Annotated in this window: 5 protein-coding genes; all 5 read right to left on the bottom strand. The window is 69.8% G+C overall.

What is annotated here, in order from left to right; genetic code table 11:
• Positions 1–2 precede the first annotated feature (2 nt).
• On the bottom strand, positions 3–19,760 hold the full coding sequence (locus ACXI0U_RS15185; protein ID WP_479550502.1) for a leukotoxin LktA family filamentous adhesin: 19,758 nt from the start codon (positions 19,758–19,760) through the stop codon (positions 3–5).
• Between the two features lie 113 nt (positions 19,761–19,873).
• Complete coding sequence (locus ACXI0U_RS15190; protein ID WP_021218548.1) at positions 19,874–20,602, bottom strand: response regulator transcription factor; 729 nt, start codon at positions 20,600–20,602, stop codon at positions 19,874–19,876.
• 64 nt (positions 20,603–20,666) lie between these two features.
• A complete protein-coding gene (locus ACXI0U_RS15195) occupies positions 20,667–23,378 on the bottom strand; it encodes an ATP-binding protein (protein ID WP_479550503.1) in 2,712 nt (903 codons plus the stop codon).
• A gap of 143 nt (positions 23,379–23,521) precedes the next feature.
• Complete coding sequence (locus tag ACXI0U_RS15200) at positions 23,522–25,300, bottom strand: PQQ-dependent methanol/ethanol family dehydrogenase (RefSeq protein WP_479550504.1); 1,779 nt, start codon at positions 25,298–25,300, stop codon at positions 23,522–23,524.
• A 358-nt stretch (positions 25,301–25,658) separates the two neighbouring features.
• Entirely contained in the window at positions 25,659–26,585 is a 927-nt protein-coding gene (locus tag ACXI0U_RS15205; RefSeq protein ID WP_374981714.1) for a quinoprotein relay system zinc metallohydrolase 1, read from the bottom strand.

Here is a 26,585-nt window from a genome sequence, read left to right on the forward strand (position 1 = left end):
GCTTACAACGCCCAATGTGCCACCTCATTTCCTTCCAGCCGCTCATCGGCTACATCGATGTTGATACGGGTATCCAGGGGGACCTGGCTCCAGCTCGGCGCCCAGGCGGTGACCACCGCGCCCCGCAGGCGGGCGGCTTCCAGCAGGGACGCGAGGCGTACCAGGGTGAGCCCGGACGACAGGTGCTGCTCGGCATAGCGGGCCGCCGTGATGCCCTCGTAGGGCACCCCTTCGCCCTCGTGGCTCGCGCTGAAGTTGGGGACGACCACCTGGTGGGTCAGCTTGCGGTGCAGGACATAGGCGTTGGTGCTCGACAGCAGGCTGTCCTGCTTCAGGCTGAACGCCTTGTCCAGTTCGTACAGCTGGATATCGGCGTCCGCCATGTAGCTCGGGCTGGCGTTGTCCATGCGTACCCGGGCCAGGGGCGTGCGCAGCTCCAGGCGCTCGATGCCGCGTGCATCGCGCAAATCGACCCGGGCCGCCGTGGTGTCGATCAGCGCATCGGCCACATGCAGCCGCGGCGCCACGATGTCGGCGGCCTCCAGGCGCAATGCCAGCGTCTGCGCCACCTGGCCATCGCCGCTGCCCTCGGCCCAGAGGTCGAGCTGGCCGCTCCCGGTATGCCGCCCATAGAGCTGGCTGTCCCGTGCATGCAGATCCAGTCGCTGGCCGATCCCCGCGTCCGCCACGCGAACGAGGTCGCCGGCCCACAGGCTGAGGCTCGGTGCCTCGGCCCGCTGCAGATGGATGCTGGAGGCGACTACCGCGCCGCCTCTCACCCCGGCGCGCAGCACGGCCCCCTGTTCGGCGACCAGTTGGGTGCCGCGGATGTCCAGCAGGCCGTCCAGCAGGGCCTGCCCCTTGGCCAGCAGATGCTCGAAGCCGATGCCCGCGTCAGCCGACCAGCGCTGGTCGCCGCCACTGCGGCTGGTGGCCACATGGATCAGGCCACGGGACAGCAGGTCCACGGAACGGGCCGCCACCAGGTCGCCCAGCAGCAGGCTCGCGCCTTCGGCCCGGATGCGCCCGTTGCGGCTTTCCACCTCGGCCACCGCGATGTCGCCAGCCGCCGCCAGGACGATGTCGCCCGCGATCGAGCGGCCTTCATGCAGGCCGGTGGAGGTGATGCGACTGACGCGTACGTCGCCCTTGTCCGCCTTGAGCAGGACGTTGCCGCCCGCCTCGACGAACTGGTCGATATGGATCGCCCCGCCCGAGTTGATGGTGACGTCGCGCCCCGCCCGCACGCCCTGCAGCGCGACCGTACCGGCAATGTCGAAGCGCAGGTCGCGACCGGCTTCGGCGACGCCGTTGAGGTCAAGGTCACCGCCCACGCCAACCACCAGGTCGCGCCCGGCCTTCAGCGAGTAGGTGCCGCCGAACAGCACGGTGGGCAGGCTCAGGTCACCGCCGGCGATGACGCCGATGTCCCGCTTCGCCTCCACCACAAGCCCGAACACGTTGCCGTGACCCTGGCGGGCGTCGCCGCTGGCCTGCAGGAAGACGTCCTCGCCGAGGCTCGCGACCCGGCCGAAGCGCAGGTTGCGGCCCAGCATGCGCAGCTCCAGTTGCGCCTCGGCGTTGCCGCCGAGCACATCGCCGTCCGCCTGCACCAGCAGGTTGCCGCCGCTCGCGAGGTGAGTCGCGACCAGGCCTTGCGGATCGCTCGGGTCCACGCCCTGGCCGAACCGCACGTTGCCCAGGCTGCCGGCCGCAGTCACCAGGCTCATGTCGCCGCCGCTGCGCCCCTGGTTCAGCACCAGGTCGCCACGGGTGGAAACCCTGAACAGGCCGGCTGCGCTGGCGCGCCCGAGTTCTGCGCTGGCGGCGCTCAGCTCCAACCCCTGCTGCCGGCTGTGCAGGTCATCCACGGCGAGGTGACGCGCCGCCTCCAGGCGGATCGCGCCGGTGGCGCTCTCCAGCCGGCCGAAATCGCCGCTGCCGAGAGCGGCCGTCAGGTCGCCCTGCACCTCGGCAACATCGCCCTGCCAGTCGCCCAGGCCCTCGAGTTGCAGGGTGCGCGCCACGGCCAGCGAGCCGAAGCGCAGGCTGCCCGCGCTTCCGCCGTGCAGCAGCGCGGCATGGCCGGCGACACGGGCCTGCTCCAGCAGCAGGTCGTGGTCGACGCGCACCTGGAGGTCACCCTCGATGTCCATCTCGCCAAGCCGCGATGCATTGCCGGCCTGCACTCGCGCCCCCTTGGCCTGCAACCGCTGCAGGGCCAGGTCGCCAGTCAGCTCGATGGCGGTGTCCTCGCCGGTACTGAAGTTGCCGAGCCGTGCAGAGGTGCCGCGCAGTTGCAGACGCCCGCCGGCATCCAGGTCGCCGAGCAGCAGTGCGTCGCGCAGGGTCATGTCCACCGCTCCGCCGACCTTGGCGGCGCCGATCTCGCTGCGGCCTGCATCCAGGGTCCAGCCGCCAGTGGCGTCCAGGCGTTCGAGATCGAGGGCGCCGCCCAGGGTCTGCCTGACCTGCCCGGTGACGCTGGCGCTGCCGAGACGCGCCGAGGCGGCCTGCAGCGTCCAGCCGCCGCCGGCCAGCAGCGCCTGTTGGTCCAGCATGCCGCTCAGCACCTGCTGCACCGCGCCCTGCACATCCGCACGGGTGACCTGGGCGTCGGTGCCACGCAGGTTCCAGCCCTGCCCTGCCTCCAGGCTGCCGAGTCGCAGGCCGTCGCGCAGGGTCATGTCCACCGCTCCGCCGACCTTGGCGGCGCCGATCTCGCTGCGGCCTGCATCCAGGGTCCAGCCGCCAGTGGCGTCCAGGCGTTCGAGATCGAGGGCGCCGCCCAGGGTCTGCCTGACCTGCCCGGTGACGCTGGCGCTGCCGAGACGCGCCGAGGCGGCCTGCAGCGTCCAGCCGCCGCCGGCCAGCAGCGCCTGTTGGTCCAGCATGCCGCTCAGCACCTGCTGCACCGCGCCCTGCACATCCGCACGGGTGACCTGGGCGTCGGTGCCACGCAGGTTCCAGCCCTGCCCTGCCTCCAGGCTGCCGAGTCGCAGGCCGTCGCGCAGGGTCATGTCCACCGCTCCGCCGACCTTGGCGCTGCCGATCTCGCTGCGGCCTGCATCCAGGGTCCAGCCGCCAGTGGCGTCCAGGCGCTCGAGGTCGAGGGCGCCGCTCAGCACCTGCTGCACCGCGCCCCGTACATCCGCACGGGTGACCTGGGCGTCGGTGCCACGCAGGTTCCAGCCTTGCCCCGCCTCCAGGCTGCCGAGTCGCAGGCCGTCGCGCAGGGTCATGTCCACCGCTCCGCCGACCTTGGCGCTGCCGATCTCGCTGCGGCCTGCATCCAAGGTCCAGCCGCCGGTGGCGTCCAGGCGTTCGAGATCGAGGGCGCCGGCCAGGGTCTGCCTGACCTGCCCGGTCACGCTGGCGCTGCCGAGACGCGCCGAGGCGGCCTGCAGCGTCCAGCCGCCGCCGGCCAGCAGCGCCTGTTGGTCCAGCGCGCCGCTCAGCACCTGCTGCACCGCGCCCTGCACCTCCGCACGGGTGACCTGGGCGTCGGTGCCACGCAGGTTCCAGCCCTGCCCTGCCTCCAGGCTGCCGAGTCGCAAGCCGTCGCGCAGGGTCATGTCCACCGCTCCGCCGACCTTGGCGCTGCCGATCTCGCTGCGGCCTGCATCCAGGGTCCATCCGCCAGTGGCGTCCAGGCGTTCGAGATCGAGGGCGCCGGCCAGGGTCTGCCTGACCTGCCCGTTGACGCTGGCGCTGCCGAGACGCGCCGAGGCGGCCTCCAGCGTCCAGCCGCCGCCAACGTACAAAGCGTCTGCCTGCAGGTCGCCATCATGGGACTGCACCAGCGCACCACCGAACGTCGCGGTCCCGAGGGTCGCGGACGCACTGTGCAGGTCGCCGGTGCCGGCGACGTCCAGTTCGTCGATGCGCAGTTGCCCGGCCAGCTGGGCCCGGAGGCCGCCGAGGTGGCTGCGCAGGGTGTCGATGCCAAGCGCGTCGCCCGCCAGGTCCAGGTCCCGCTGGGCGCTCAGCGCACCCAGTTCGACCCGGCCATTGCCGCGCAGCTGGACGCCGTCGCCACTGCTCACCCGATCGAGCTTCAGGTTGCCCAGGGAACGCAGCCACTGACCTGCACCGCTGTCCAGGCTGCCGCCCTGGATGCCGGCCGCCAGGGCCAGGTACAGCGCCCCGGTGGCGCTGTCCACCTCGAGGCGCCGGGCCGCCAGCTCGATGCCCTGGGCCTGCGAGCCGATGTCGCCAAGGGCGGAGAGCCGCAGCACGCCGTCGGCCTGCCAGCGGCTGCCAGCGGCGAGCCCGGCCAGGCTGGCGGCCTGGATATTCAGGTCGCCGCTTGCGATGGTCACATCGCCCAGCCGCACGTCGCCGCCACTGGTGAGGCTCATGCCGTGGCGGGCCTGCAGGCTGGCACCATCGACCGTCGACCAGCCACCGGCGATGTCCGCCACCAGGCCGCCGAGTTGCCACTGGCCACCCTGGTGCAACTCGCCGACCTGAGCCAGGTCGAGCGTGCCGTCCACGCTCAGGGTGCCCAGGCGCAATACGCCCGGTTGACTGGCAAGGCCCTGCAAGCCACCGATCCAGGCGTCGCCGCCCAGGTCCAGGTTGATCTGCTGCGAGGCGGAACCGGTGCCCAGTTGCAGCCGCTGCCCGACTGCACCGGTGGTGCCGCTGACCTTGAGATCGATCTGGCCGCCCAACAGGTTCTCGCCCAGCTGGCTGGCCGAACGCAGGTTACCCAGCACCTGCAGCGACAGGCGCTCGACGCCGGTCAGGCGATCGAGACTGAGGTCGCCGTGCTGGACCAGGTCCAGCAACCGTGCCCGGGCGGTGAGGTCTCCGGTGACCGCCAGGTTCAGTGCCTGCTTGCCACCGATGGCGCCGCCGGTCGCCTCCAGGGTCACGTCGTGGCCACGGATCACCACCTTGTCGCCATTGGCGCTCTCGATGCTGCCATCGGTCTTCAGGCTGATGCTGCGGCCGTCGAGGGCGAAGACGTTGAAGTCCTGGTCGCCGCCGAGGAACAGGTCGCTCTGGGCCGTGGCGGTCAGGGTGCCACTGGCCTTGACGTTGACATCGTCGCGTTGCGCGACCCGGATCAGCAGCGGGTTGCCGGCATCGAACTCGATGTCGTCGCGCTCGGCGGACGCCAGGGCGGCGCGCTGCTCGTTGGTGAGCGAGGCGGTCTTGCTCAGGTCGATGACGATCGCATCCGCCTTGAGGCGACCGATGCGCGACGCCTCCAGGGTGACATTGCGCCCTTCGATGTTATTGGCCTCGCGTACCACCGAGCCGCCGTCGTCCCGCCGCAGCAGGCTGGCGGCGATGGAGTAGCGCAACTGGTCCTCGCTCCACGTGGCCGTCTGCTCGAGGCTCCTGAGCTCGGCATCCTGCAGCTGATAGGTGAAGTTCGGGTCGTAGGTGGTTCCGCCGTAGGTGGCATGCAGCGCCTGGTAGTCGGCCATGCGCCGGGCCTCCTCGCCGGCGATCCGCTGCTCGCTCCAGCCCAGGCCTGCCAGTTGCTCGCGCTGGCCGGCGCTGAAGGCGGCCTGGCTCGCGTCGAACGCCACCTCGCCCCCCTGGCGCAGGCGCCAGTACTGGGCATAGCGTTGCTGTCCGGCCTTGATCAGGGCGCCGCGCTGCTGCGCCATGGCCTCCTCGGCCGCGCTTCCGGTCAGCCCCATGCTCGTCCAGAGCCGCTGCAGCTCATCGAGCGCGCGGTCGTCGTAGCCCAGCTCGCTGTTGCCGTCATAGAGGTTGCCCGAGGCCACCTTGACCCAGACATCGCCACCGGCCTTGAGCTGATCCAGCCAGAGATCCCCCCCCACTTCCTCGAGCTGGATGTCCCCCACCGCGCTGGCGCGCACCAGGCCCTTGGCGCCGTTGCCGGAGTCCAGGCGCAGTGCATGACCGGCGCTGCCGACGCTGCCATGGGTGGAAACCAGCTCGATGGCGTTGCCGGTCACCGTCATGCCACCGATGCCGAGGATGTCGCCCTGGGCGCTGAGGCCGATGTGCTCGCCACCTGCGCTCAGGCGACTGAGGTTGACCCCGCCGTTGAGCGCCTTGAGGTCGATGCTGCCGTTGCGACTGGAGGCGCCCAGGCTGCGGGTCGCTTCGACACGCAGGGCCTGCTCGCGGCTGCCGATCGACTGCCCGGCGTCCAGGTCGAGGTCGCGCGCCGCGATCACCAGGTTGTCGCTGTTCTGCTCCAGGGCGCCGTCGACCTTGATCGAGGTGCTGCCGCTGAGGTTGTACATCGAGCCGCGCAGGGTGACCGAGCCCTTGGAGATGAGATCGATCAGCCCGCTTTCGCTGCCGATGAAACTGATGTCGATGGGCCGGTCGGCCTGCACCGCATAGCGGTTGATCTCCTTGCTGCCCGAGCTGTAGACGCTGGTCTTGGTGGTCCGGTAGATCTGGCACCAGATGAAGTGCGCCTGGCAGTAGCCACCGCTGTATTCGTTGATCTTGACCGGGTCCTTGGTGGTGTAGGTCTCGTTGACGCGGGCGATCTCACCCTGGCCGATGCCCACCCGGAAGGCCGCCAGGATCGAGTTGTCCGGATCCTGGTCGGCCAACTGCAATGCGTAGCCCTGCATGATCGCGTTGAGCTGGGCGTCATCGACGAAGCGGTAATTGCGGATCAGGTTCTTGTCGATCCTGTACAGCCCGCTGGTGGAGCCCATGTACTCCGCACCCGGGATCGCCGTGCTCTGCCCCTTGACCGTGTTCTCCCAGGCCAGGGTGCCGTCCCCGGTGGGGATGAAACCCCAGAAGGCATCCCAGTATTCCTGGCGAGTGGTGGTGGTGCTGTCGTCGCGCCCCGTCAGCCAGACATAGGAACGCCCCGCCGTGGTGGTGTAGGTCGCATCGCGTCCGGCGCTGCTGCCCTTGAGGGTCAACGGGCCGTTGCTCCAGCCTTCGTAGCGCTGCACCTGGTCGCCCACGCGGGTATAGACGGTGGACCAGAGGCGCTCGCCACCGATCTGCTGGCCGTTCTCGCCACGCCCCAGGTCGTTGATGCGCAGGGTGCCTTCGACGCCGTTGCCCAGGTCGAGCCCGGCGATTTCCAGGCGACGACTGGTGTTGTTGGTGATGTGCACCTGGCTGAAGCCGTCGAGCACCTTGAGCTGGCCCTTGCCCGTGCTGAGGATGTGCCCGGTCAGCTCCATGTAGCCCCCGCCCACCTGCACCTGGTCCAGCACGATGCTGTTGCTGTCGAAGTCCCAGGCATAGCCGAGCGTGCCGGTGCGCGCGTCGGTCTGCACCAGTTGCAGCCGGTTGCCGACCGCCTGCGAGCGCAGGCTGTCGAGATTGGCGAAGCGCGACTCGTCGATGGTCACGCGCCAATCCGCCACGCCACTCTGGATCAGGCCGTTGATGTTCAGGTAGAGCGCGTTGATCACCACGTTCTGCCCGGCGACCGTGGCGGAACCGTTGTTGTAGAGGGTGCTGCCGTTGTTGTTGCTGGCCGGGTCTCCACCGATATGCACGAAGGCATTGGGATTGTTGAGGACGAAGTCCTGTCCGGCGCTCAGGCTGAGCTTCTGCGCACGGATATCGGCATTGGCGTAGATGCTGCCGTACTTGGCGCTGAGCTCGATCTCGCCACGCTTGTTCAGCAGGCTGCCGTTCACGTAGATGTCGGCCGCCGGCATGCTCAGGCCGGAGACGTCCTTGGGATTGTCGGCGGGGTTGCGCAGGTTCTGCACCAGGATGCGCGGCGCGGCCGAGTTCTCGGCGACCGTGATGCTGGCGAACGACACCGTGCCGGTGCCGGGCTTGTTGGCACTGCGGATGCTGGTATTGCCGGACATCCTGGCGCCGTTGAACAGCAGCTGGCCGCCGACATGGTCGGGAATCTCCAGGCCCTTCAGGCTGAGGAAGGCCTCGCTGTTGTTGATGATCTCGATCTTCGCGTCGCCCGGTGCATTGAGCTTGCCGCTGCCGATCAGGGCATCGCCCTGGACCAGGATGTTGCCCGGCTTGGCCAGCACCGGGTCGATCTCCAGCAGCCAGATCTTCAGGCCCTGGGGCAGCGTGCCCTCGCCCGAGATGGCACCGGGCTTGTCCACCACCTTGCCGCCGATCTGCTCGTAGAGCCGGGCCAGGGTCTTGTTCAGCAGCGTGCGCTCGGCCTCGAAGGCCGCACGCTCGACGGCGGAGATGCCGTAGTTGGACAGGCGATCGTTCAACTCCTGCAAACGCCGGGTGAGCAGTTGCGAGTACTCGCCCTGGCTCAGGGTCCAGGTGATGCCGTCGCTGGCCTCCTGCATCACCGGCACCACGGTCAGGGTGCCCTGCGTGGAGGCATTGAGGCTGGCCGGGTCCACTTCCTTGCCATCGAGCAGATACTTCAGCCCACTGATCACCAGCTTGCGCTGGCTGTAGACGCCGGCGTCGAGCTGGCCGTCGATGCGCACCAGGCCCTGCGCCTCGTTGCGCGTGCCGCCACCGGTGATGTCCAGCGATACCTGGCCGACGATCGCCCCCAGCAGGTCCGCCGCGGCCTGTCGATAGAGGTCCCTGCCCACGCCCTTGCCAGAGAGCACGCCCTGGCCCTGGCCGGCATACGCATGGATGTCACCCACGCTGCGCAGGCCGCTGCCGGCCTCCACCTGCAGGTTGCTGCTGCGGATGTATTCCGCCGCCGCTGCGGGGTCCGTCACCACCGGGAAGGCGGTGTTGTTCCACAGGTCGGTGCGTGCGGTGAGTTCGGCACGGTTGACCGCGCCGTCCAGGCCATGGCCGGCCAGCAGGCGCAGGTCGCCGTAGGCGAACAACGCCGCGTTGCCACGCACCTGGGCCAGGTAGTCGGCCTTCACCCGGGCCAGGCTGCTGCCGCTGGCCGCGCCTGCGGCCCCGTAGGTCTTGGCATTGGCGTTGCTGTCGATGGCATAGGCGCCACTGGCGGCGAGCACCAGGTCGCCCACGCTGTAGAGGTCCGACCGCTCACCGATCCGGGCCTCGGCGTTGCTCTTGAGCACATCGATCGACGACTCGGCCCGGGCGATGCTGATCGCGCCGCCGCTGTCGAGTTTCACCCGGTCATAGGCATCGACCCGGTTGAACGCCTGGATCTCCAGCTTCTGCGGATTGCGCCAGTCGCCCTCCACGCGCAGCCGCACATCGTTGCCGACCAGGCTGCGGGTATCCAGGGCAATGGAGGTGAGGCTGCGCGCCGCCGCCGCATCCAGCACGCCGCCGGAGCCGGACTGCACGTTGTAGGCCGTCGCCTGGGGCTTGCTCACCAGCGCGCGTGCGCTCTGGCTGTAGCCCTGGCTCTCGATCCGGGCGCCGTCCAGCAGCAGCGCGCTGGTGGCCAGGTCGAGGTCGTTCTGTGCATGGGCGCCGCTCACCCCGAGCAGCGCCGCGCTGGTGCTGTCGACGAAGCTGTTGAAGCGCGACTGCTGCAGCGCACTGAGCGCCAGGCTGCCGACCTTCATCACGCCGTCCTGGGCACCGCGTGCCCACAGGCTGGCGAGGGTGCGGCTGCTGTCGGCGGTCTTGCCGACGGCGGCGGCGCCACTGACCAGGCCGCCCTGCCCGGCCCGGGCCTCGGCCTGGTTGTCCTGGCTGCCCAGGGCGCTGACCTTGAGGCTGCCCAGGGCGCTTTCGAAATGCCCGGCCACCTCGGCCAGGGTCTGCGACTGGGACAGGGCCTGCGCCACCGTGGCCCCCAGGGCGAGCAGGCCGCCGAGCTTGCCATCGGCATAGGCACGCTGGCGAACGTCGGTCTCGGCGAGGAAGGTCCAGTTGCCGCCCGCCGCGCCACCGAAACGACTGCTCGCATCGGTATGCAGCAATGCCTTGCTCAGGGAACGGGCCGTGGCCACGGCGGCATTGGCCGAAAGGCCCACGCCACCCGCCAGGCTTTGCGCCTTGACGTTGGAGCTGTCGGTATCGCCATCACGCAGCACCCGGCTGCGCAGCTGTCCCTGGGTTGCGGCGAGCTGCACATCGCTGCCCACGCCCAGCTCCGCGACCGCGCTGTTGAGGCTGTCCACCAGGCTGCCGCCCGCCGACAGCAGGCCGCCCAGTGCATAACCCTCGCTGCTGGCCTGCAGGCGGCTGCGCACCTGGGCATCCAGGTCGAGCGCCTGCGTGGCGATCAGCGCCGCACCGCGCCCCACCATCAGCTTCGCCTGGGAGGCATCGCGCGCCAGCAGCACCACGGCGTTCAAGCCGCCCAGAATGCCGCCGCTGCTCCCCCAGCCCTGCACCTTGACCGGCCCCGCCGCCAGGGCGGAAAGCAGGACATTGCCGGCGCGCAGCGCGGCATTCGCCGCCACGTCGAGGCTGACGCGGCTGTCATGGGCCGCCACCCCGAGCACCAGGCCGGCCCCCGCCAGGCCGCCCACCGCCAGGCCGGAAGCCTGGACATCCAGCGCCTGCGTATCGACGGCCCGGCCCTCGATGTCGCCGCTGACCTGTACCGCCCCACCCAAGGACGCACTCACGCCGTTGTTGAGCACCGCGGCCGCCACTGCGCCGCCCACCGCGCCCAGCGCGGCGGCCTGGCCGCTCAAGGCGTGGACGAACATCGCGTGGGTGTAATCGCCATCCTGCCCGGCGATGGCCTTGTCGCTGGCGGCAGCCCGGATCGCCAGGCTGGCGGCCTTGAGGTTGCCGTTCAACAGCTCCGCGACCACCTGGGCATTGGAGAGGCTGAACGCCATGGCCGCACCGTAGGCACCGCCGGCGAGGCCGGCACTGCCGGCCTGGTTGCGACTGGCAAGGCGGTCTTCGGCCGTCACCCGCGCAGCGCCGCTGAGGCTGACCTGGCTGTCGCTGACACGCGCCACGGTTTCATGGGTGCGCGGGGTGTTGCCCCGCAACCGGTCACTGACGGTGACGGTGGAGCTGGCATTGACGCGGGCCAGGTCCTGGTCGTCCTTCACGCTGACGCGGACATAGCCCTGGCTTGCAGCGTCCCAGACCACCTCCTCGTGGCTCAGCTCCGCGACCTGTCCCTTGCCGGTGATCGTGTCGAGGCTGGCGAGCGTGCCCTTGCCGTCCTTGTCCAGATAGCTCAGCGGGTCCACGGCCGCGTCGCCGGTGCCGACCTGGGTGGCGCCACTGCCCAGTAGCAGCAGGCCGATGCTGCCGCTGAGACTGGCGAAACCAAGGCCGCCCGAGGTCGTCAACAGCTCGGCATACCCTTCACGTAGCGCGTCCACCGCCAGCGAGGCGGCCTGCACGCTGCTGCGATCGAGCAGCGCACGGGTGGCGCTGTTGGCCACTACCACGTTGGCCGAGGCCCCCAGTGCGGCCGCACCGACCACGCCCGAGCCGACGTTGCCGGTCACCCGCAGGTTGTCATGGGCGACGATGTTCAGGTCCCCCAACGGGTTGGCCGCGGTACCGAACTGAGCCTGGCCCGCTCCCGCCTCCGTGGTGGTTTCAACGACCTGCACCAGGGCCGAACCGGCAACGGCGCCACCGCCTGCCGCCGCCCCCACCAGGTTGCTATGGAGTTCGCTCGTGCCAGTGGCCAGCACGCTGGCCGACCCGGCACGTACCCGGGTGTCGGCCAGGCTGTCCGGCGCACCGGGAGCCTCGCCGACCCAGGCACGGGTCAGCGCCTGGTCGAGCACCAGGCCGAAGTTGGCGCCCACGCCCACCAGGCCGCCCGCCAGGGCCAGGGCATTGGCACTGAACTGCTGCAGCGCATCGGCGCTCACCCGCAGGCTGCCAACGTCCAGGTCACTGCCCTTGTCCACCCGCGCCTCGGTGGTGCCCTTGGCGATGATCAGTGCCACGTTGCCGGCGCCGCCCACGATGGCGCCCGCCGCGCTGGCCAGGACGGTGCTGGCAAACTGGGTGGAGCCGGCACGCACCTCGGTCGCTCCGCGACTCGATACCCGCGCGCTGCTGATGACGGCCTGGGTCTGGCGCTGGATGACGGTGCTGTCCAGCGCACCGGCCACCGCCGCAACCCCGAGGCTTAGAGCCCCGCTGGCCAGGTAGCCTGAGCTCAGCGCATGGCTGGCGGCACCCACCAGCACCTGCTGGGCGGCATCCGCGCCGTCGGCCTGGTTGATCTGGGCGGACTCGATGCTGGCGCGGGTGACCCCGCCGATCACGTTGCTGTTACCCAGTGCCGAGACCGAAGCGCTGTACAGCGGCACGAAGGAAACCGACCCCGCCGCCGCCAGTTGGCCCACCTGCTGGACGGAGCTGGCTTGCACGGCCAGCCCGCGGAACTGCCGGGACCCCAGGGCGAGGCCGGGAATGGGGTTGAACTGTTCGGCGTTGCTCCACAGGCGCGCATCCTTGCTGGGGCCGTTGAGCAGCACACCGTTATCGATCGTCGCGGCAGCGCCCAACGCGAGGGCGCTGACGCGGGTTTCCGCGCCGGTTATCCCGGCGGTGGTGCTGCTCTCGATGACGTTGACCGTGGCGGAGCCGCCGACAGACGCGGTGCCGCTGCCCATGAAGGCACCGGCCGCGCCGCTGATCTGATCGGTGGTGCGGGCCGATACGCCGACGTTGTTGCGGGCCAGGACCCAGGCGCCCTGTTCGATGAAGGCCCGGGCGGAACTCTGGATGACGTTGGTGGCGGCCGCCCCGCCGACCGAAGCGGTGGAGGACACCGCACCACTGATGGATGCCGAGCGGATGGTGGCGGCGGAGTGCGCGTCCAGGCTCAGGTCGCTCAGGCTCCAGCCCTGGGTGCCGTTGTGCCCGAGCAACCGGGCCTCCACCTGGCTGGCCACGCGGTTGACCGAGGTCGCCACGCCCACGGCAGCCGTGCCGGCACCGGCTGCGCCGCCGGACAGCGCCGCGATGCTGGAGCGATCCTCTGCCTTGACCTTGAGCACACCGGCCACGCCGGCGCTGCCGTCGATCTGCGCGCGCGTCACCGCGCCAATGTTGTTGCTGGCGTTGGAGAGCGCGACAGCTCCCGTACCGCCGACGCTGCCGCTGACCGCCAGCGTACGGATGCTGCCATCGGTGACGGCCGAGACCTCCACCGACGAGGTGCCGGCATCCACCGTGCTGGCGCGGACCCGCGCGATGCGTTGCTGCTCGATGGTGCTGATGGCGACCGCTCCGGCGCCCGCACCGCTGCCGCCGACCTGCAGGTTGCCGGCCCCGGTGTAGATATCGGCCGCCCCCTCGCTGACGCTGATCTTCACCCCGCTGGCGCCGGACACCGTGCTGTCGTCCAGGCTGGCCCGCTCCTCGCCCTTGATCACGTTGATCGCCAGGGACGCGCCCACCGCCGCCGAGCCGGCACCGGCGCCACCAATGGCCAGGGAGCGGATTCCCGAAGAGCCGCCGCTGAGCAGGCTCAGCTTGCCACCGAGCTTCAGGGTGCTGTCGCTGACCTGGGCGATGCGTTGCGCCAGGATCACGTTGTTGGCGTTGGCCACGCCGACCGAGACGTTGCCGGCGCCGCCGACCGAGCCGGCCAGGCTCCAGATCTCGCGGTTGCCGCGGCTCGCATTCAACTCCAGGCTGCCCACCTCCAGGTGGCTGGCGCTGATACCGGCCTTCTCGCCCCCTTCGATCACGTTGCTGGTGGAGGAGCCGGAGATCGCCGCCGTGCTGGCTCCGGCACCGGACACCGCAGCGGCGTAGATGGCCTGGTCGAGGCTGGCGCTCAGCGCCGCGCTGGAGAAGCCGTTGATAGTGCCCTTGTCGATGGCTGCGCTGCGCTGGGTACCGATGCGGTTCACGGAGAACGCCCCACCCACGCCGGTGTTGCCCGAGCCGGTCACCTGGCCGGAGAGCGAGGCGATCAACATCCCCTGGCCCTGGGCCGCGTCCAGCACGAGGGCCTTGCCGCTGCCGCTGGTGCGCAGGGAGCCCCCGGAGATCGTGACGCTGTCGCTGCCGTCGATGTTGTTGACCACCACGGAGCCGCCGACGCCAGCCGTGCTGCCCCCGACGGCGTTGACACCGACGCCCCAGATCTGGCCATCGAGCCCCGACGACAGCTTCGCCGAGCCGGTGAGTTCGACATCGCTGTCACTTAGCGACGCCTGGCGCGTCGCCTCGATGAGGTTGATGGCGATGGCCGAGCCGACCCCGGTATTGCTGCCGCTGGCCGCCAGATTGAAGGCCAGCGAGCCGATCAGCGCGCCCTGCCCGGCCTGGCTCGTGCGGATGACCAGGTCATCGGCGCCCACCCGGGCGTTGCGCAGCAGGGCCTGGGTGGAGTCGGCGATGCGATTGAAGGTCAGCGCGCCGCCCACCGCGACATTGCCCGAGGTGACCGCCGCCGAGATCGCGGCGCTGATGATGCGGCTCTGCTGCGCCGCGTCCAGGGTCAGGTCGCCCCCCAGCTGGTAGCGCCCTTTCTCCAGCAGGGCCTCGACCCGCTGTTGCATGTCGCTGATGCCCACGGCGCCGCCGACGGCGGTCGAGCCGCTGCTGCCGGTGATGTTGCCGGCCAGGGAGTACTGGCCACCGCTGCGCTCGGCGCTGATGCCGAGGTTCCTCGCCTTGAGGGTGCGGTCGCCCATGTCCAGCCCGGCGAGCACGGTGCCGCGCCCGATCAGCGCGGTGGCCGAACCGGACACGCCCGCCTCGGCGCTGCCGGCCCCGGATACAGCGGCGGCCAGCACATCGGCGCTGTGCCGGGCGGCGATGGTCAGGTCGCCACTGAGATCGACCTGGCTGTTGGCCAGCTTCGCGGTGTAGCCACTGCCGGCGTAGACCAGCGCGAGGGAGCCCCCCACGCCAGCCTTGCCACCCGACGCCCCGAGGCTGCCGGCCACGGCCAGCACCGCCTCGCCAGCGATATCGCCGTCGAACAGGTCACCGGGGCCCTGCTTGCCGTTGAGCAGGTCCTTGTCCACATCGCCCTTGACCTGGATGGCGGAGACGGTCGTGCCGCCGCCCAGGTCCAGGCCGCTGTCCAGCAGCGTTGCATCCGCTGCGCCGGCGAACCGGGCGTCCAGCGCGGAAGCGCCGGAAACGCTCTGTGCGGTCAGGTTCAACGCGCCGCCCTGCAACGACGACAGCACGGGGCTGCCGCCCCCCGTGGGCGAATAGGCGTCGATGCGCGCCTTGACCTGGTTGGCCAGCACCAGCGCCAGCAACGATCCCGCCCCCGCGCCGCTGTCACTGCCGGTGCTGACGGCACCGGCCAGGGCACCGGCCAGCACCCGCGAGGCGCTGGCGGCGGCGACATCCATGCGCGCGAAGTGACTGGCGCTGCTGCCCAGCCATTCGGCGGCCAGCTCATTGGCCAGCACGCCCACCACCAGCGAGCCGCCGGCGCTGCCGCCATTGCCCTTGCTGCCGGCGAAGGCGCCGCCGCCGAGCATGACCCGGGCCCGGTCGTAGGCGCTCACCTCGATGCTGCCGGGCGCCGCCTCGCGTTGCTCCACCTGGCTGTTCTCCACCCGTGCACGGGTGCGGTTGCCCATGTAGGCTGCCGAGCCGGAGAGCGCCACCGCCACGTTGGTCTCGCTGCCCGCCGTGGCTGCGGCCAGGCCCAGGCCCATGGCGATCTGGTCCCCGGCGCTGAGGGCCTGGACCTGGAGCAGGTCGTTGCCACGCAGCAGGACGTTGCCGACCCGGGCATCGGTCTCGTTCATCAGGTGGTTGTAGGCCAGCGCACCCGAGAGTGCGGAGCTCGACTCGCTCTTCTGCTTGCCGGCGAGGGTCAGCGCCCCGGCCCCGGAGCCGCTGAACTGATGGGTCTGGTTGAGCGCCAGGACCTGGACCTTGCTGCCGCCCCGGGCCGGGTCACGCGGGTCGAGGACGATGTCACCGAGGTCGGCCCGGCTGCGCTGGCGGGAAACGTTGATGCTGCTCGAGCCGGCAGCGGCGATGGAGAAGCCCTTGCCCTGCCCGCCGGAATCGCTGCCGCCACCATCGGGGCCGGAGCCGGCATCCTGCTTGCCGAACATCTTTTTAATGCTGTCCCAGCCGCTGGCGATCTTCGAGGGCGCCTCGCTGACAGCGTCCTTGACCTTGCCAGCCGTACTGGCCAGGGAGCTGAGGGCCGGGGTGACGTTGACCACGCCCAGGGTGATGGATTGCAACAGCGCCTGGCCGAAGCTGTCCGCCAGCTCCACCGTGGGCTTGCCGATGTCCCCCGCCTTCTGGGTGGCGTCCTCCTGCTGCTTCTTCTCTTCCTTGCCCTTGACCACGGCCCCGGCGATGGCGAAGGCGCCGCTCTGCCCGGAACTGAGTGCCTGCACGTCCAGCAGGTTGGCCTTCCAGATGCCCTTGCCGCTGGCGTCGAGCCCCTGGCCCATCACCGAGGGGCGCCAGTTGCGGTTGTTGCCCACCAGCGCGTCGACGTCGGTGGTCAGCACATTGAGCGCCAGCCCGCCGCCGACGCCGGCCCCCGCGCCAAAGGCCACGGCCCCGGATGCGGTCCACAGCCCCAGGCGGTGCTCGGCCTGCACACCGACACGCCCCGCCTCCACGCTGGCGGTGTTGTGGATGGAGGCGTTGACGGTGGAGGTCAGGGTATTGGCCACCGCCGCGCCGTTGGCCGCAGCGCTGACGCCGGACCCCGCCGAGGGGCTGATGGCGAGGATCAGGTCGTCCTGCAGCGCCTGGACCTGGACACCGCCGGCCTTGACCACGGACTGCGCACCGATGCCCGCCACCGCCTTGCTGGAAACGGTCTGCACGTTGAGCGCTCCGCCCAGGGCCGTGGGCTTGCCGTCCGAGGGGGACGCCGCCTCGCCGCCGACGTTGGTGCCGAACAGGAACATGCCGATATTGCCGGCGATCGCCAGTTGCCCGAGCTGGTTGCCGGCGGCCACGGTAATGGGCTGCGCCCAGTCCCAGCGGCGGTCGCTGGCCATGGCGCTGAGCGGGATGAGCTGGCCCTTGCCATCACGGCGCTCCGCCAGTTGGGCCAGCGGGCTGCTCTGCCAGGGCTGCTCGCCGGTGGTCAGCGCATCCAGGCGCACCTTGTCACCGACCCAGGCGCGGGTGTCCACCAGGTTGGTGAGCACCGAGACGGAGCCGGTGATCGCCAGCTCGTCGGAGGTGCCCTGGGAGTTGGCGTATTGCGTCGAGAACTTGCCCGCCAGGTCACTGGGCCAGCCCGAAAGGCTGATCATTCGCTTGCCGATGTCGCTTAGCGAACTCCAGCGGTCGAAGCCATTCAGGTTGAGCGGCTGGATGTAGTTGGCGCCGATGCCGATGCGCTGCGCGGCGATCTGCGCGCCGTCCCCCACCAGGGCGCGGGTGCCCTGGTTGAGGGTGGCGATGGCCACCGCCATGCTCAGGGAGTAGTCGTTCTGGTCCGAGCCGCGCTTGGAACCATTGACCGTGCTGTTGGACAGGTTGTGCAGGTTGCGGATCTCCTGCAGCGCTGTGTGGCTGAGGTCGCCGCTGAGGCTCAGCTGGCTGCCCTTGCCGATGCTCGCCTCGGCCTGCTGGTCGCTGACGACCAGGGCGAGGGAGGCGGCGAGGCGGAACTTGCTGTCGCTGGGCTGGGTCGGGTTGACCTCCTTGAACTTGCTGAGGACGAAGTTCTTGATCGGGTCGACCGTGCCCATGGCGCGGAACTTGATGAAGTCGGCCAGGCTCTTGCCGGCCTGCGAGGTGGCTTCGTTGTGCTGGCGGGATACCAGGTTGGTGGCGCTGACGTTGAGGTTGCGCGCACCGCTGAGGTTGGCATCGAAGGCCGCCCGGGTGTCGCTGTCGAGCACGCTGAGGGCGAGCACCGCGCCGCCTGCGGCACCGTTGCCGATGGATTTGAAACTGGCCGTGTTGCTGATGTCCTGTTCGCTGAGCGCCAGCACGCTGACGTCGCCACGGGTGTTCAGCGAGGCGCCGGCGTTCACCTGCGCGGTGGTGGTCAGTGCCGTATTGGCCATGGCGGCGGCGAAGCCGGTGGTGGTCGCCGGCTTGCCTTCGGCATCATGGCCGTTGGACGCCTCGGCCTTCACGTCCAGCTTGTTCTCGCTGTGGGCCTGTACGGCGATGCCCTGCCCGCCCTTGAGCACGGCCCCCGACTTGACCTCAACACGGGTCACCCCGCTGATGCGTCCGAAGACGACGCCGGCGTTGAAGGGGATGAGGCTCTGCACCACGGGAATGGAGAAGCTTTCGGTCCCGACGTTGCGGGTGCTGTCGGCCTTGACCAGCAGGGAGCGGCTGGCCTGCAGGCTGGCACCATCGAGCACTTCGACCGTGGAGTCGGCCTGGGCGATGGAGACCGCCAGGAAAGGGATGAGCGCCGTCAGCTCGCTGAAGTCGGCCGGGTCGACGCCGAGGGCCTTGAGCTGGTCGGGATCGTTCAGCGAGCCGATACCAGTGATCGGCTTGATGATGTCGCCGATCACCTTGCCCCAGGCCGCCTCGTCGGACCAGCCGTTCTCGTTCTTGATGCGCAGCACGTCCGCCTTGATCGCTGCACTGTCGAAGAGCGTGCCGAGCCGCGACGGGTCGACCACGGCCACGGCATTGCTGGCCAGGCTGATGTCGTTGCCCTTGAGGGTGCCCGCCACCTTCACGCTGGCATCGGCGGCGGAGTAGCCCCCCAGTTGCCGGCTGATCGCCGTGGCGCTGACCTTGATGTCGCCCTGTCTGGATTCCTCGGCATGGCTGGCATCGAGCACCGCGCCCTTCTCGATATTGACGCTGGCCACGCCCCGCTCCGGCGCCAGCAAGGTGTTGGGCTGTTTGCTCAGCCTGTCGGTGAGCTCGGCGACCGTCTGCACCTGGTCGCCTTCGCAGAAGGTGCAACCGCCATCGCTGACGGCGCTGACCTGGATGTCCCCCGAGCGGCCGGCACCGCTGGCGCGGGTGCTCAGGGTCGAGCCCGTGCGCAAATTGACGGTGCTGGCTTCAAGGGCGATCTTGCCGCCGTTCTTGCCGGCAGCGCCCTGGGTGGAGATGTTGGCGGTCGCGGTGAGCTCCAGGCTCTGGCCGCCGGACACCGAAACGTTGGCGCCGCTGCCGTCCGCCATCAGGGCCGCGAGTTCGCCGGATACCGTCGCCGAATCGCGTCCGACGATGCGCACGGCGCCATCGGCGCGCGCCACGGCCTGCCCCACCGCCAGGCCCTCGGTGTTCACCGTGCCGCGGAACACCGCGTCGGCGATGTCCTTGCCACCTTCGATGCGGGCACCATTGGCCACCACGGCGGCGGCGCCGAAGATGTTGACCGCTCCCACGGCGTTGACCCGGCCCTTGATCTCCACCTTGCCGCGCTCGGTGCCGGTGTAGTCGGTGAGCGAACCGGCGTCGTTGTAGAGGCCGTTGCGCAGGTCGTCCACCAGGCGCGCGGTACCGTCCGCCGACAGGGTGCCGACGGCGCCGGATAGTTGCTGCATCTGCTGGGTGGACGGCGTGGTGATGGTCAGGCTGCCGACGTTGACCACGCCACTGGCGCCCACCACCAGCCCATGGGGGTCAGCGAAGATGATATGGCCGCCGATGCGGTTGCCATCGGCGAGCACGCCATTGAGGGTGCCATTGATGACGACGCGCGAGTCGTGCACCAGGTTCACCAGGTTGCTGGCGCCACCGGGCACGTAGAGGTTGACGGTATTGCCGCTGCCCACCTGGAAGTGGCTGAAGGAGTTGAAGCCGGTCTGGCCACGCACCGTTTCGGTGGTGATGTCCGTCACCGAGCCCTTGGTGGCGATATTGGTCGCCGTGCCGGCGTAGTGGATGACGGTGTCGCCGACCAGGTAGGAGCCCCCCGCCGCGACGATGTTGTTCGATTCGGCCCAGGCCGAAGGCACCCCCATGCCGACAAGGATGGCGGCAGCGATGCGGCTTGGCTGGAAGCGCTGGACCGGAAGAACGCGGGGTGTGGTTCGGGGGGAGAAGCGCTCGACCGGCATGTTGGACCTCACTGTCACGAAAGGAAATTTCACGGATGGTGAATTTTCTCTATTCGCTATAAGCGAGGGCTAGGAGACGCCGTTCATGCTTGTGAACGGCCATTCATACCCGCCTAGTGAGCGGGGCCGCCGCCGATCTCGTCGTCAGTCGCCAGCCTGTAACCCTTGCCGTAGACGGTCAGGATCAGTTGCGGCCGATTGGCGTTGAGTTCCAGTTTGCGACGCAGGCGTACCACCAGCGCATCCACGGTGCGCACGTCGACCTGCTCGTCGGTTCCCTGGCCACGGCGCACGCAGTGGAGCAGATCATGGCGGCTGATGGCGCTGCCGCGCCGCTCGATCAGGCCGATCAGCAGGGCGAACTCGCCGGGCGTGAGGTTAACGTCCTGGCCCTGCGGGTCGTAGATGCGCCGGCGCAGCAGGTCCACGCGAAAACGCCCCAGGTGCAGGTTGAAGTCGCCGACCCGCTCTCCCCCGCCACAGCGGCGCAGCAGGCTGCGCACCTGGGCCTGGAGGATGTTCAGGTTCAGCGGCTTGGTGAGGTAGCCATCGGCGCCGGCATCGAGGCCCACGACCCGGTCGTAGTCCTCGTCGCGCACCGTCACCAGGATGATGCCGAGCTGTGGGTGGCGGCGCCGCAGCTGCGCCGTGACGGTCAGCCCGTCCAGGTCGGGAAGGCCGATGTCCAGCAGCACCAGCGCCGGATTCTGGGCCTGCACCAGTTCCAGGCACTGCCACCCCGAATCGGTGGCGTGCACCTCGTACCCCGCGTTCTGCAGGTAGAGCACCATCATGTCGCGGATCTCGGGAGCATCCTCCACCACCACCAGCTTATCGGCCATCACTCCATTTTCCCTGTTTCGGACCGGCGCGGATTCTGACTCAAAGCGCTGGCGGGTTGCCACCTCATGCGTCAGTTCGCCTCATGGCGGCCTCGACCGCGAGCCGATCCTCGAGCAGCACCAGATGGCGGTCGAGCACCGCCAGCAACGCCGGGACCTGCTCCGGACGGCGCGTACGCTCGGCTGCCTGGGCCAGTTGATCGAGCCCGAAGTTGAGCGTGCTGCCGCGCAGGCGGTGGCACAGCGCCTCCAGTTGCTCGGTGCCCCGCCCGCCATCGGGCAGCGAGGCGAGCGACGCCCGTATCTCGCGCAACGAGGTGCACAGGGTCGGCAGCAGGCGGTCGAACAGCGCCGCGCCGAGCCAGCCGCGCAGTTTCACGATGCGCTCCTGGGAGATTTCCTCGATCGGCGACCCGGCCAGCGGGGCCGGCGGCTCCCAGCGCTCCAGCAACGCGAGCAAGGCTTCGCGGTGCAGGGGCTTGGCCAGCACGCCGGCCAGACCGGCCTCGCGGCACTGCTGCAGGTCCAGGTCACCGGCGTTGGCGGTCAGGGCCAGGAGCAGCGGCCTGGGCCCGCCAGCGGCCCCTTCGAGGATCCTGCGGCTGGCGGCGAGCCCGTCGATGTCGGGCAGGCGCATGTCCATCAGCACCAGGTCGTAGGGCGTGGCCAGGCAGGCAGCGACCGCTTCGAGGCCGGAGCTGGCCGTGCCGACCTGGCAGCCCCAGCTCTGCAGCAACTCGGCGGTCACCAGGCGGCTGACCTCCACGTCCTCCACCAGCAGCACGCGCATGCCCTGCAGCTGGGCGACCTCGTCCGCGCCCGGCTCGGGCTCGTCGACCTCCGGCCAGGGCAGCGCCAGGCGCAGGGTGGTGCCGCGCCCGGGCGCACTGTCCAGGGTCAGCTGCCCGCCGATCAGGGCGGCCAGCCGCGCGCTGATGTACAGGCCCAGGCCGATGCCGGGGCGGTCGGATAGCGGGTCCCGCACGAAGGCGTCGAAGATGCTGGCCTGCAGCTCGGGGCGGATACCGGGGCCGGTGTCCCGGACCTCGATGAGGAGGCCGTCGCCGTCCCTGTCCAGGCGGATGACCACCTCCCCGCTCTCGGTGAACTTCAGGGCATTGCCCAGCAGGTTGAAGAGGATCTGCCGCAGCGGCTTCGGGTTGCCCAGCACGAAGGCCGGCAGGCCGGCCGCGCAGGCGGTCGAGAGCCGCAGGGCGCGCGCCTCGGCCTGGGGCTGGAAGATCGCAGCGCACTCCTCGGCCAGGCGTACGGGGGAGAAGGCCTGGGCCGGAGGCAGCTCCAACTTCTCGGCGCGGCTGAGCAGCATCAGGCCATCGAGCACGTCGGTGAGGCTCTGCGCCGCGCTCTGTACGGTCTCGATGCGCTGCTGCTGGCGACCATCCAGCCCGCCCTGATCGAGGAGCTGGAGGTGCCCCTGGATGGCCACCAAGGGCGTGCGCAGTTCGTGGCTGAGCATCGCCTGGCGCTCCAGCGACTGTTGCGCCTCGTGCAGCGCCTGGTCACGGGCCACCGCCAGCGCCCGGGTGCGCTCGTCGACCCTGGCCTCCAGCGAGGCGTTGAGGCGCTGGAGATCGTCGCGCAACTGGTTGCTGTGCTGCAGCGCGGCGATGACCCGGCTGCCCACCACCAGGCCGTGGGAGAGGAGGAAGAACAGCACCCCCACCGGGATGAGATTGAGCGTCGAGACGCTGAAGGAGTACATCAGCAGGTCGTTGACGATGGTGGCGTCCATCACCACCATCCCCAGCAGCACCCACAGGGCACCCGCCCGGCGACGCCTGGCAGCCAGCAGCAGGGCGCCGAGGAAGTACAGCTCGCTGAGCAGCAGCCACAGGGCACAGGGGTCGCGCAGCAGGGTGAAGAAGTGCGCGGGCAGCAGCAGCGTCAGGGCGGCACCGAGCACACCCACGCCGGCCAGCAGCACCACGAGACGGCGCGACAGCTCCCTCGGGAACAGGCGCAGCAGGAGGAAGCCGTAGGCCGGCGCGAACAGGTGCCCGGACAGGTACTCGATGCGGTAGATCCAGAGCGCCGGCCATTGCAGGTAGTGGTCCAGCAGCTCGCCGCTGGAGGCCGCGCGCATCCCGGCCAGCACCAGCATGGCGGCCAGCGGCGCACCGCCCAGGGAGCGCGCCGCGCTGCGGTCGAGCAGGCCCATGAACAGCGCCATCATGAAGGCCGCGCCGACGGTCAGCAGGTACAGGGCGCGCTGCCGGCTCGCGTCCATCTGCAGCGTCTGCAGGGTGCCGGCCCTGACGGCCATGTCGATGCCGCCCTCGTGGTGGAAGTGGTTGGACAGCTCGATGCGGATGTCCACCTGCGTGTGCCCCTGTGGCAGGGGCACGATGGCCGATTGCAGGCGCGGCACCTCGTCCTCCGCATCGCCCGGCCGCCCGCGCTCCAGCACCAGGGCGCCGTCGACCCAGACCCGCGCCGCCGACTTGAAGTCATCGAAGTACAACGCCAGCTGGCGGGCATGGGCAGGCAGCAGCAGCTGGCTGCGCAGCTCCACCCGGCCGAACCCCACCTCCCCCCAGAAGGTCGGGGTGCCCTTGCCCCAGGTGAAGGGGATGCGCACCTGCTGCTCGGCGCGCTCCGGCTCGATCCAGGTCAGCCGCCAATCGCCATCCAGCGCGTGCATGGGCTGCTGCTCGGGGTTCCAGTCACGCAGGTCGATGGGGGCGGCGGCCTGTGCCGGTGCGGCGAGCAGCCACGACAGCAGGACGAGGCAGGGAAGCAGGCTGAGACGGATCACGAGCGAGGCGCTCCTCGGGACGAGAGGCCGGCACGCAACGCTGACGGCGGGGAGCGCAGTCTAGGGGATGAGGAGGCAGGCTGTGAATCCACCCCGCCGGAGTGGGCAGAGCGCGGCGGCACCGGGCCGCCGCGCCCGCTCCGTCAACGCTTGGCCACCAGGTCCTTGGGCAGCTTGAAGGTCCAGATCATGCCGCCCTGGTCCAGGTCCTTGATGCGCTTGGCCACCTCGCCGCCCCACAGCGGCACGGCGCCGCCCCAGCCGGAGACCACGGTGACGTACTGCTCGCCGTCCATCTCCCAGGTGACCGGGGAGGCGATCACGCCGGAGCCGGTGTTGAACTCGTAGAGCTTCTTGCCGGTCCTGGCGTCGAAGGCCATGAGGAAGCCTTCCGGGTTGCCGGTGAACACCAGGTTGCCCTTGGTGGCCAGCACGCCGCCCCACAGCGGCGCGTAGTTTTCATAGCGCCAGACTTCCTTGCCGGTCTTCGGGTCGATGGCGCGCAGCACGCCGATGTAGCCCTCGTTCAGCGGCTTGATGGTGAAGCCCGCGCCCAGGTAGGCCGCGCCCTTCTTGTAGGTCACGCCCTCGTTCCACATATCCATGCCCCACTCGTTGGAGGGCACGTAGAACAGGCCGGTGTCCTGGCTGTAGGCCATGGGCATCCAGTTCTTGCCGCCGAGGAAGGACGGCGCGACGAACACCGAGGTGCCCTTCTTCGCATCCCCCGGTGCACCGGGGCGGTGGGCGTCGTCGTAGATGGGCCGGCCGTTCTTGTCCAGGCCCTTGGCCCAGGTGACCTTGTCGACGAAGGGGAAGCCACGGATGAATTTGCCGTTGGTGCGGTCGAGCACATAGAAGAAGCCGTTGCGGTCGGCGGTGCCGGCGGCCTTGATGGTCTTGCCGCCATCCTGGTAGTCGAACGACACCAGCTCGTTGACGCCGTCGTAGTCCCAGCCGTCGTGCGGGGTGGTCTGGAAGTGCCACTTGATCGAGCCGTCCTCCGGGTTCAGCGCCAGGCGCGAGGAGGAGAACAGGTTGTCGCCGGGGCGCAGGTGGGAGTTCCACGGCGAGGGGTTGCCGGTGCCGATGAACAGCGAGTCGGTGCTCGGGTCGTAGTAGCCGCCCAGCCAGGGCGCGGCGCCGCCGGTCTTCCACAGGTCGCCCGGCCAGGTCTTGCCCGCTTCGCCGCCGGAGATGCCGTTCTCGATCGCCTTGCCGTCCTTGTAGACGTAGCCCATGTGGCCTTCCACGGTGGGGCGGCTCCACAGCAGGTTGCCGGTGGCGGGGTCATAGGCCTCGATCTTGCCGACCACGCCGAACTCGCCGCCGGCGACGCCGGTGATCAGCTTGCCCTTGGCGATCAGTGGCGCGGCGGAGATGGAGTAGCCGGCCTTGTAGTCGGCCACGGTCTTCTTCCACACCACCTTGCCGGTGTCCTTGTTCAGCGCCACCAGCTTGGCGTCGAGGGTGCCGAAGATCACCAGGTCGCCGTACAGGGCCACGCCCCGGTTGATCACGTCGCAGCAGGGCATGATGCCGTCGGGCAGGCGCGCGTCGTACTGCCAGAGCTTCTTGCCGGTGCGCGCGTCGGCGGCGAACACCCGCGAGTAGGAGGCGGTGACGTACATCACGCCGTCCTTGATCAGCGGCTGCGCCTGCTGGCCGCGCTGCTTCTCGCCGCCGAAGGACAGCGCCCAGACCGGGCGCAGTTCCTTGACGTTGTCGGTGTTGAGCGTGTCCAGCGTGCTGTAGCGCTGGCCCTGCTGGTTGAGGCCGTTGACCACGATCTGGTCGTTGCGCTTGCCGGCATCGCTGATGTCCTGGTCGGTGACGCCCGCCCAGGCCGACAGGCTGGCGAGGGTGATGGCGGCGAACAGCGCCGTGCGGACGAAAGGCTGGGTGAAACCGGTGGGGTTCATTGCGGCTACCTCTGCGGGCTTGTTGTTGTCATCCGGGAAAATTTCCCGGTCTGCCGCGAATTCTTGGTTCGCCCGCCCTCCCCGCCAATTCACCTCAGTGCGGAGATTCGTAGTTCCTTGGTAGCAATACCGGGCCCGTCCAGTGGGCTCCCGCAGGCGTGGGAATGACGGGGTGGCCGCGTAACGGACGATCGGGCATGACGACGTGCCCCCACTCGACTCCGCCTGGTGGAGGTAAAAAGCGACCTGCACCCTACGCCCCGGGGGTACGCCTGCGCTGGGTGGGAACGCAGAACAGGTAGGGTGGACGACGCTTCACCCGTCCACCATGCGGAGCGCGTCGTGGCACCGCTGCGCCTCACTCAGCCAATGGCAGGCGCTCGCGCTCGTAGCGCGGGTAAAGGTGGCTGACGCTGCGCACCAGCTCGTAGCGGGTCAGGCTGATGCCGGCGAAGCGTTCGGGGATGGGCGCGCGGATCAGCTCGTTCATCTCCGCGCCGCGTTTCGCGCCGTCGCGCAGCAGGCCGTCGAGCCAGCCGAGGTAGTCGCGCATCTGGGTGAAGATCGCGTCATCGCGGGCCACCGGGCCGTGGCCGGGCACCAGCAGTTTCCAGGGCAGCGCCTGGAGCTGGTCGAGGTCGGCGAGCCAAACGTCCAGCCCCGGGCTGTTGGGGGTGGTCAGGGCGCGCTGGTAGAACAGCAAATCGCCGCCGAAGAGCACGCCGGTGCGCTCGTCGAGGATCGCCAGGTCCGCCCCGGTGTGGCCGCGCAGGGCCAGCAGGCGCAGCGGGTGGCCACCGATGCTGAAGGTGCCGGGGGTGACCGCCTCGGTGGGCAGCAGCACCTCGGTGCCGCGCATCCAGTCGCCCACCAGGCGGTACATGTTCTCCGCCATGGCGTCGCCCTGCTGGCGCAGCAGCTCGGTGGTGCCGGGCAGCGCGGCGATGGGCACGTCGGCGAAGGCCTGGTTGCCCAGCGCGTGGTCCGGGTGGTGGTGGGTGATCAGCACCCTCTTCACCGGTTGCGAAGTGACCGTGGCGATGGCCCGGCGCAGGGCTTCGCCATAGCGTTTGGAGGGGCCGCTGTCGATCACCACCACGCCGTCGTCGGTGACGATGAAGGCGGTGTTGACCACGTTGCCGCCGTTGCCGGGCGCGAAGTTGTCGGTGCTGCCTTCCAGCAGCCAGGTGCCTTCGGCGATCTGCCGGGGTTGCAGGGTGTAGTCCAGCTCGGCGCGGGACAGCAGCGGCAGCACGACGAGGAACACCAGCACGAGCAGGCGCAT

Source organism: Pseudomonas sp. C9D1 (assembly GCF_056491235.1).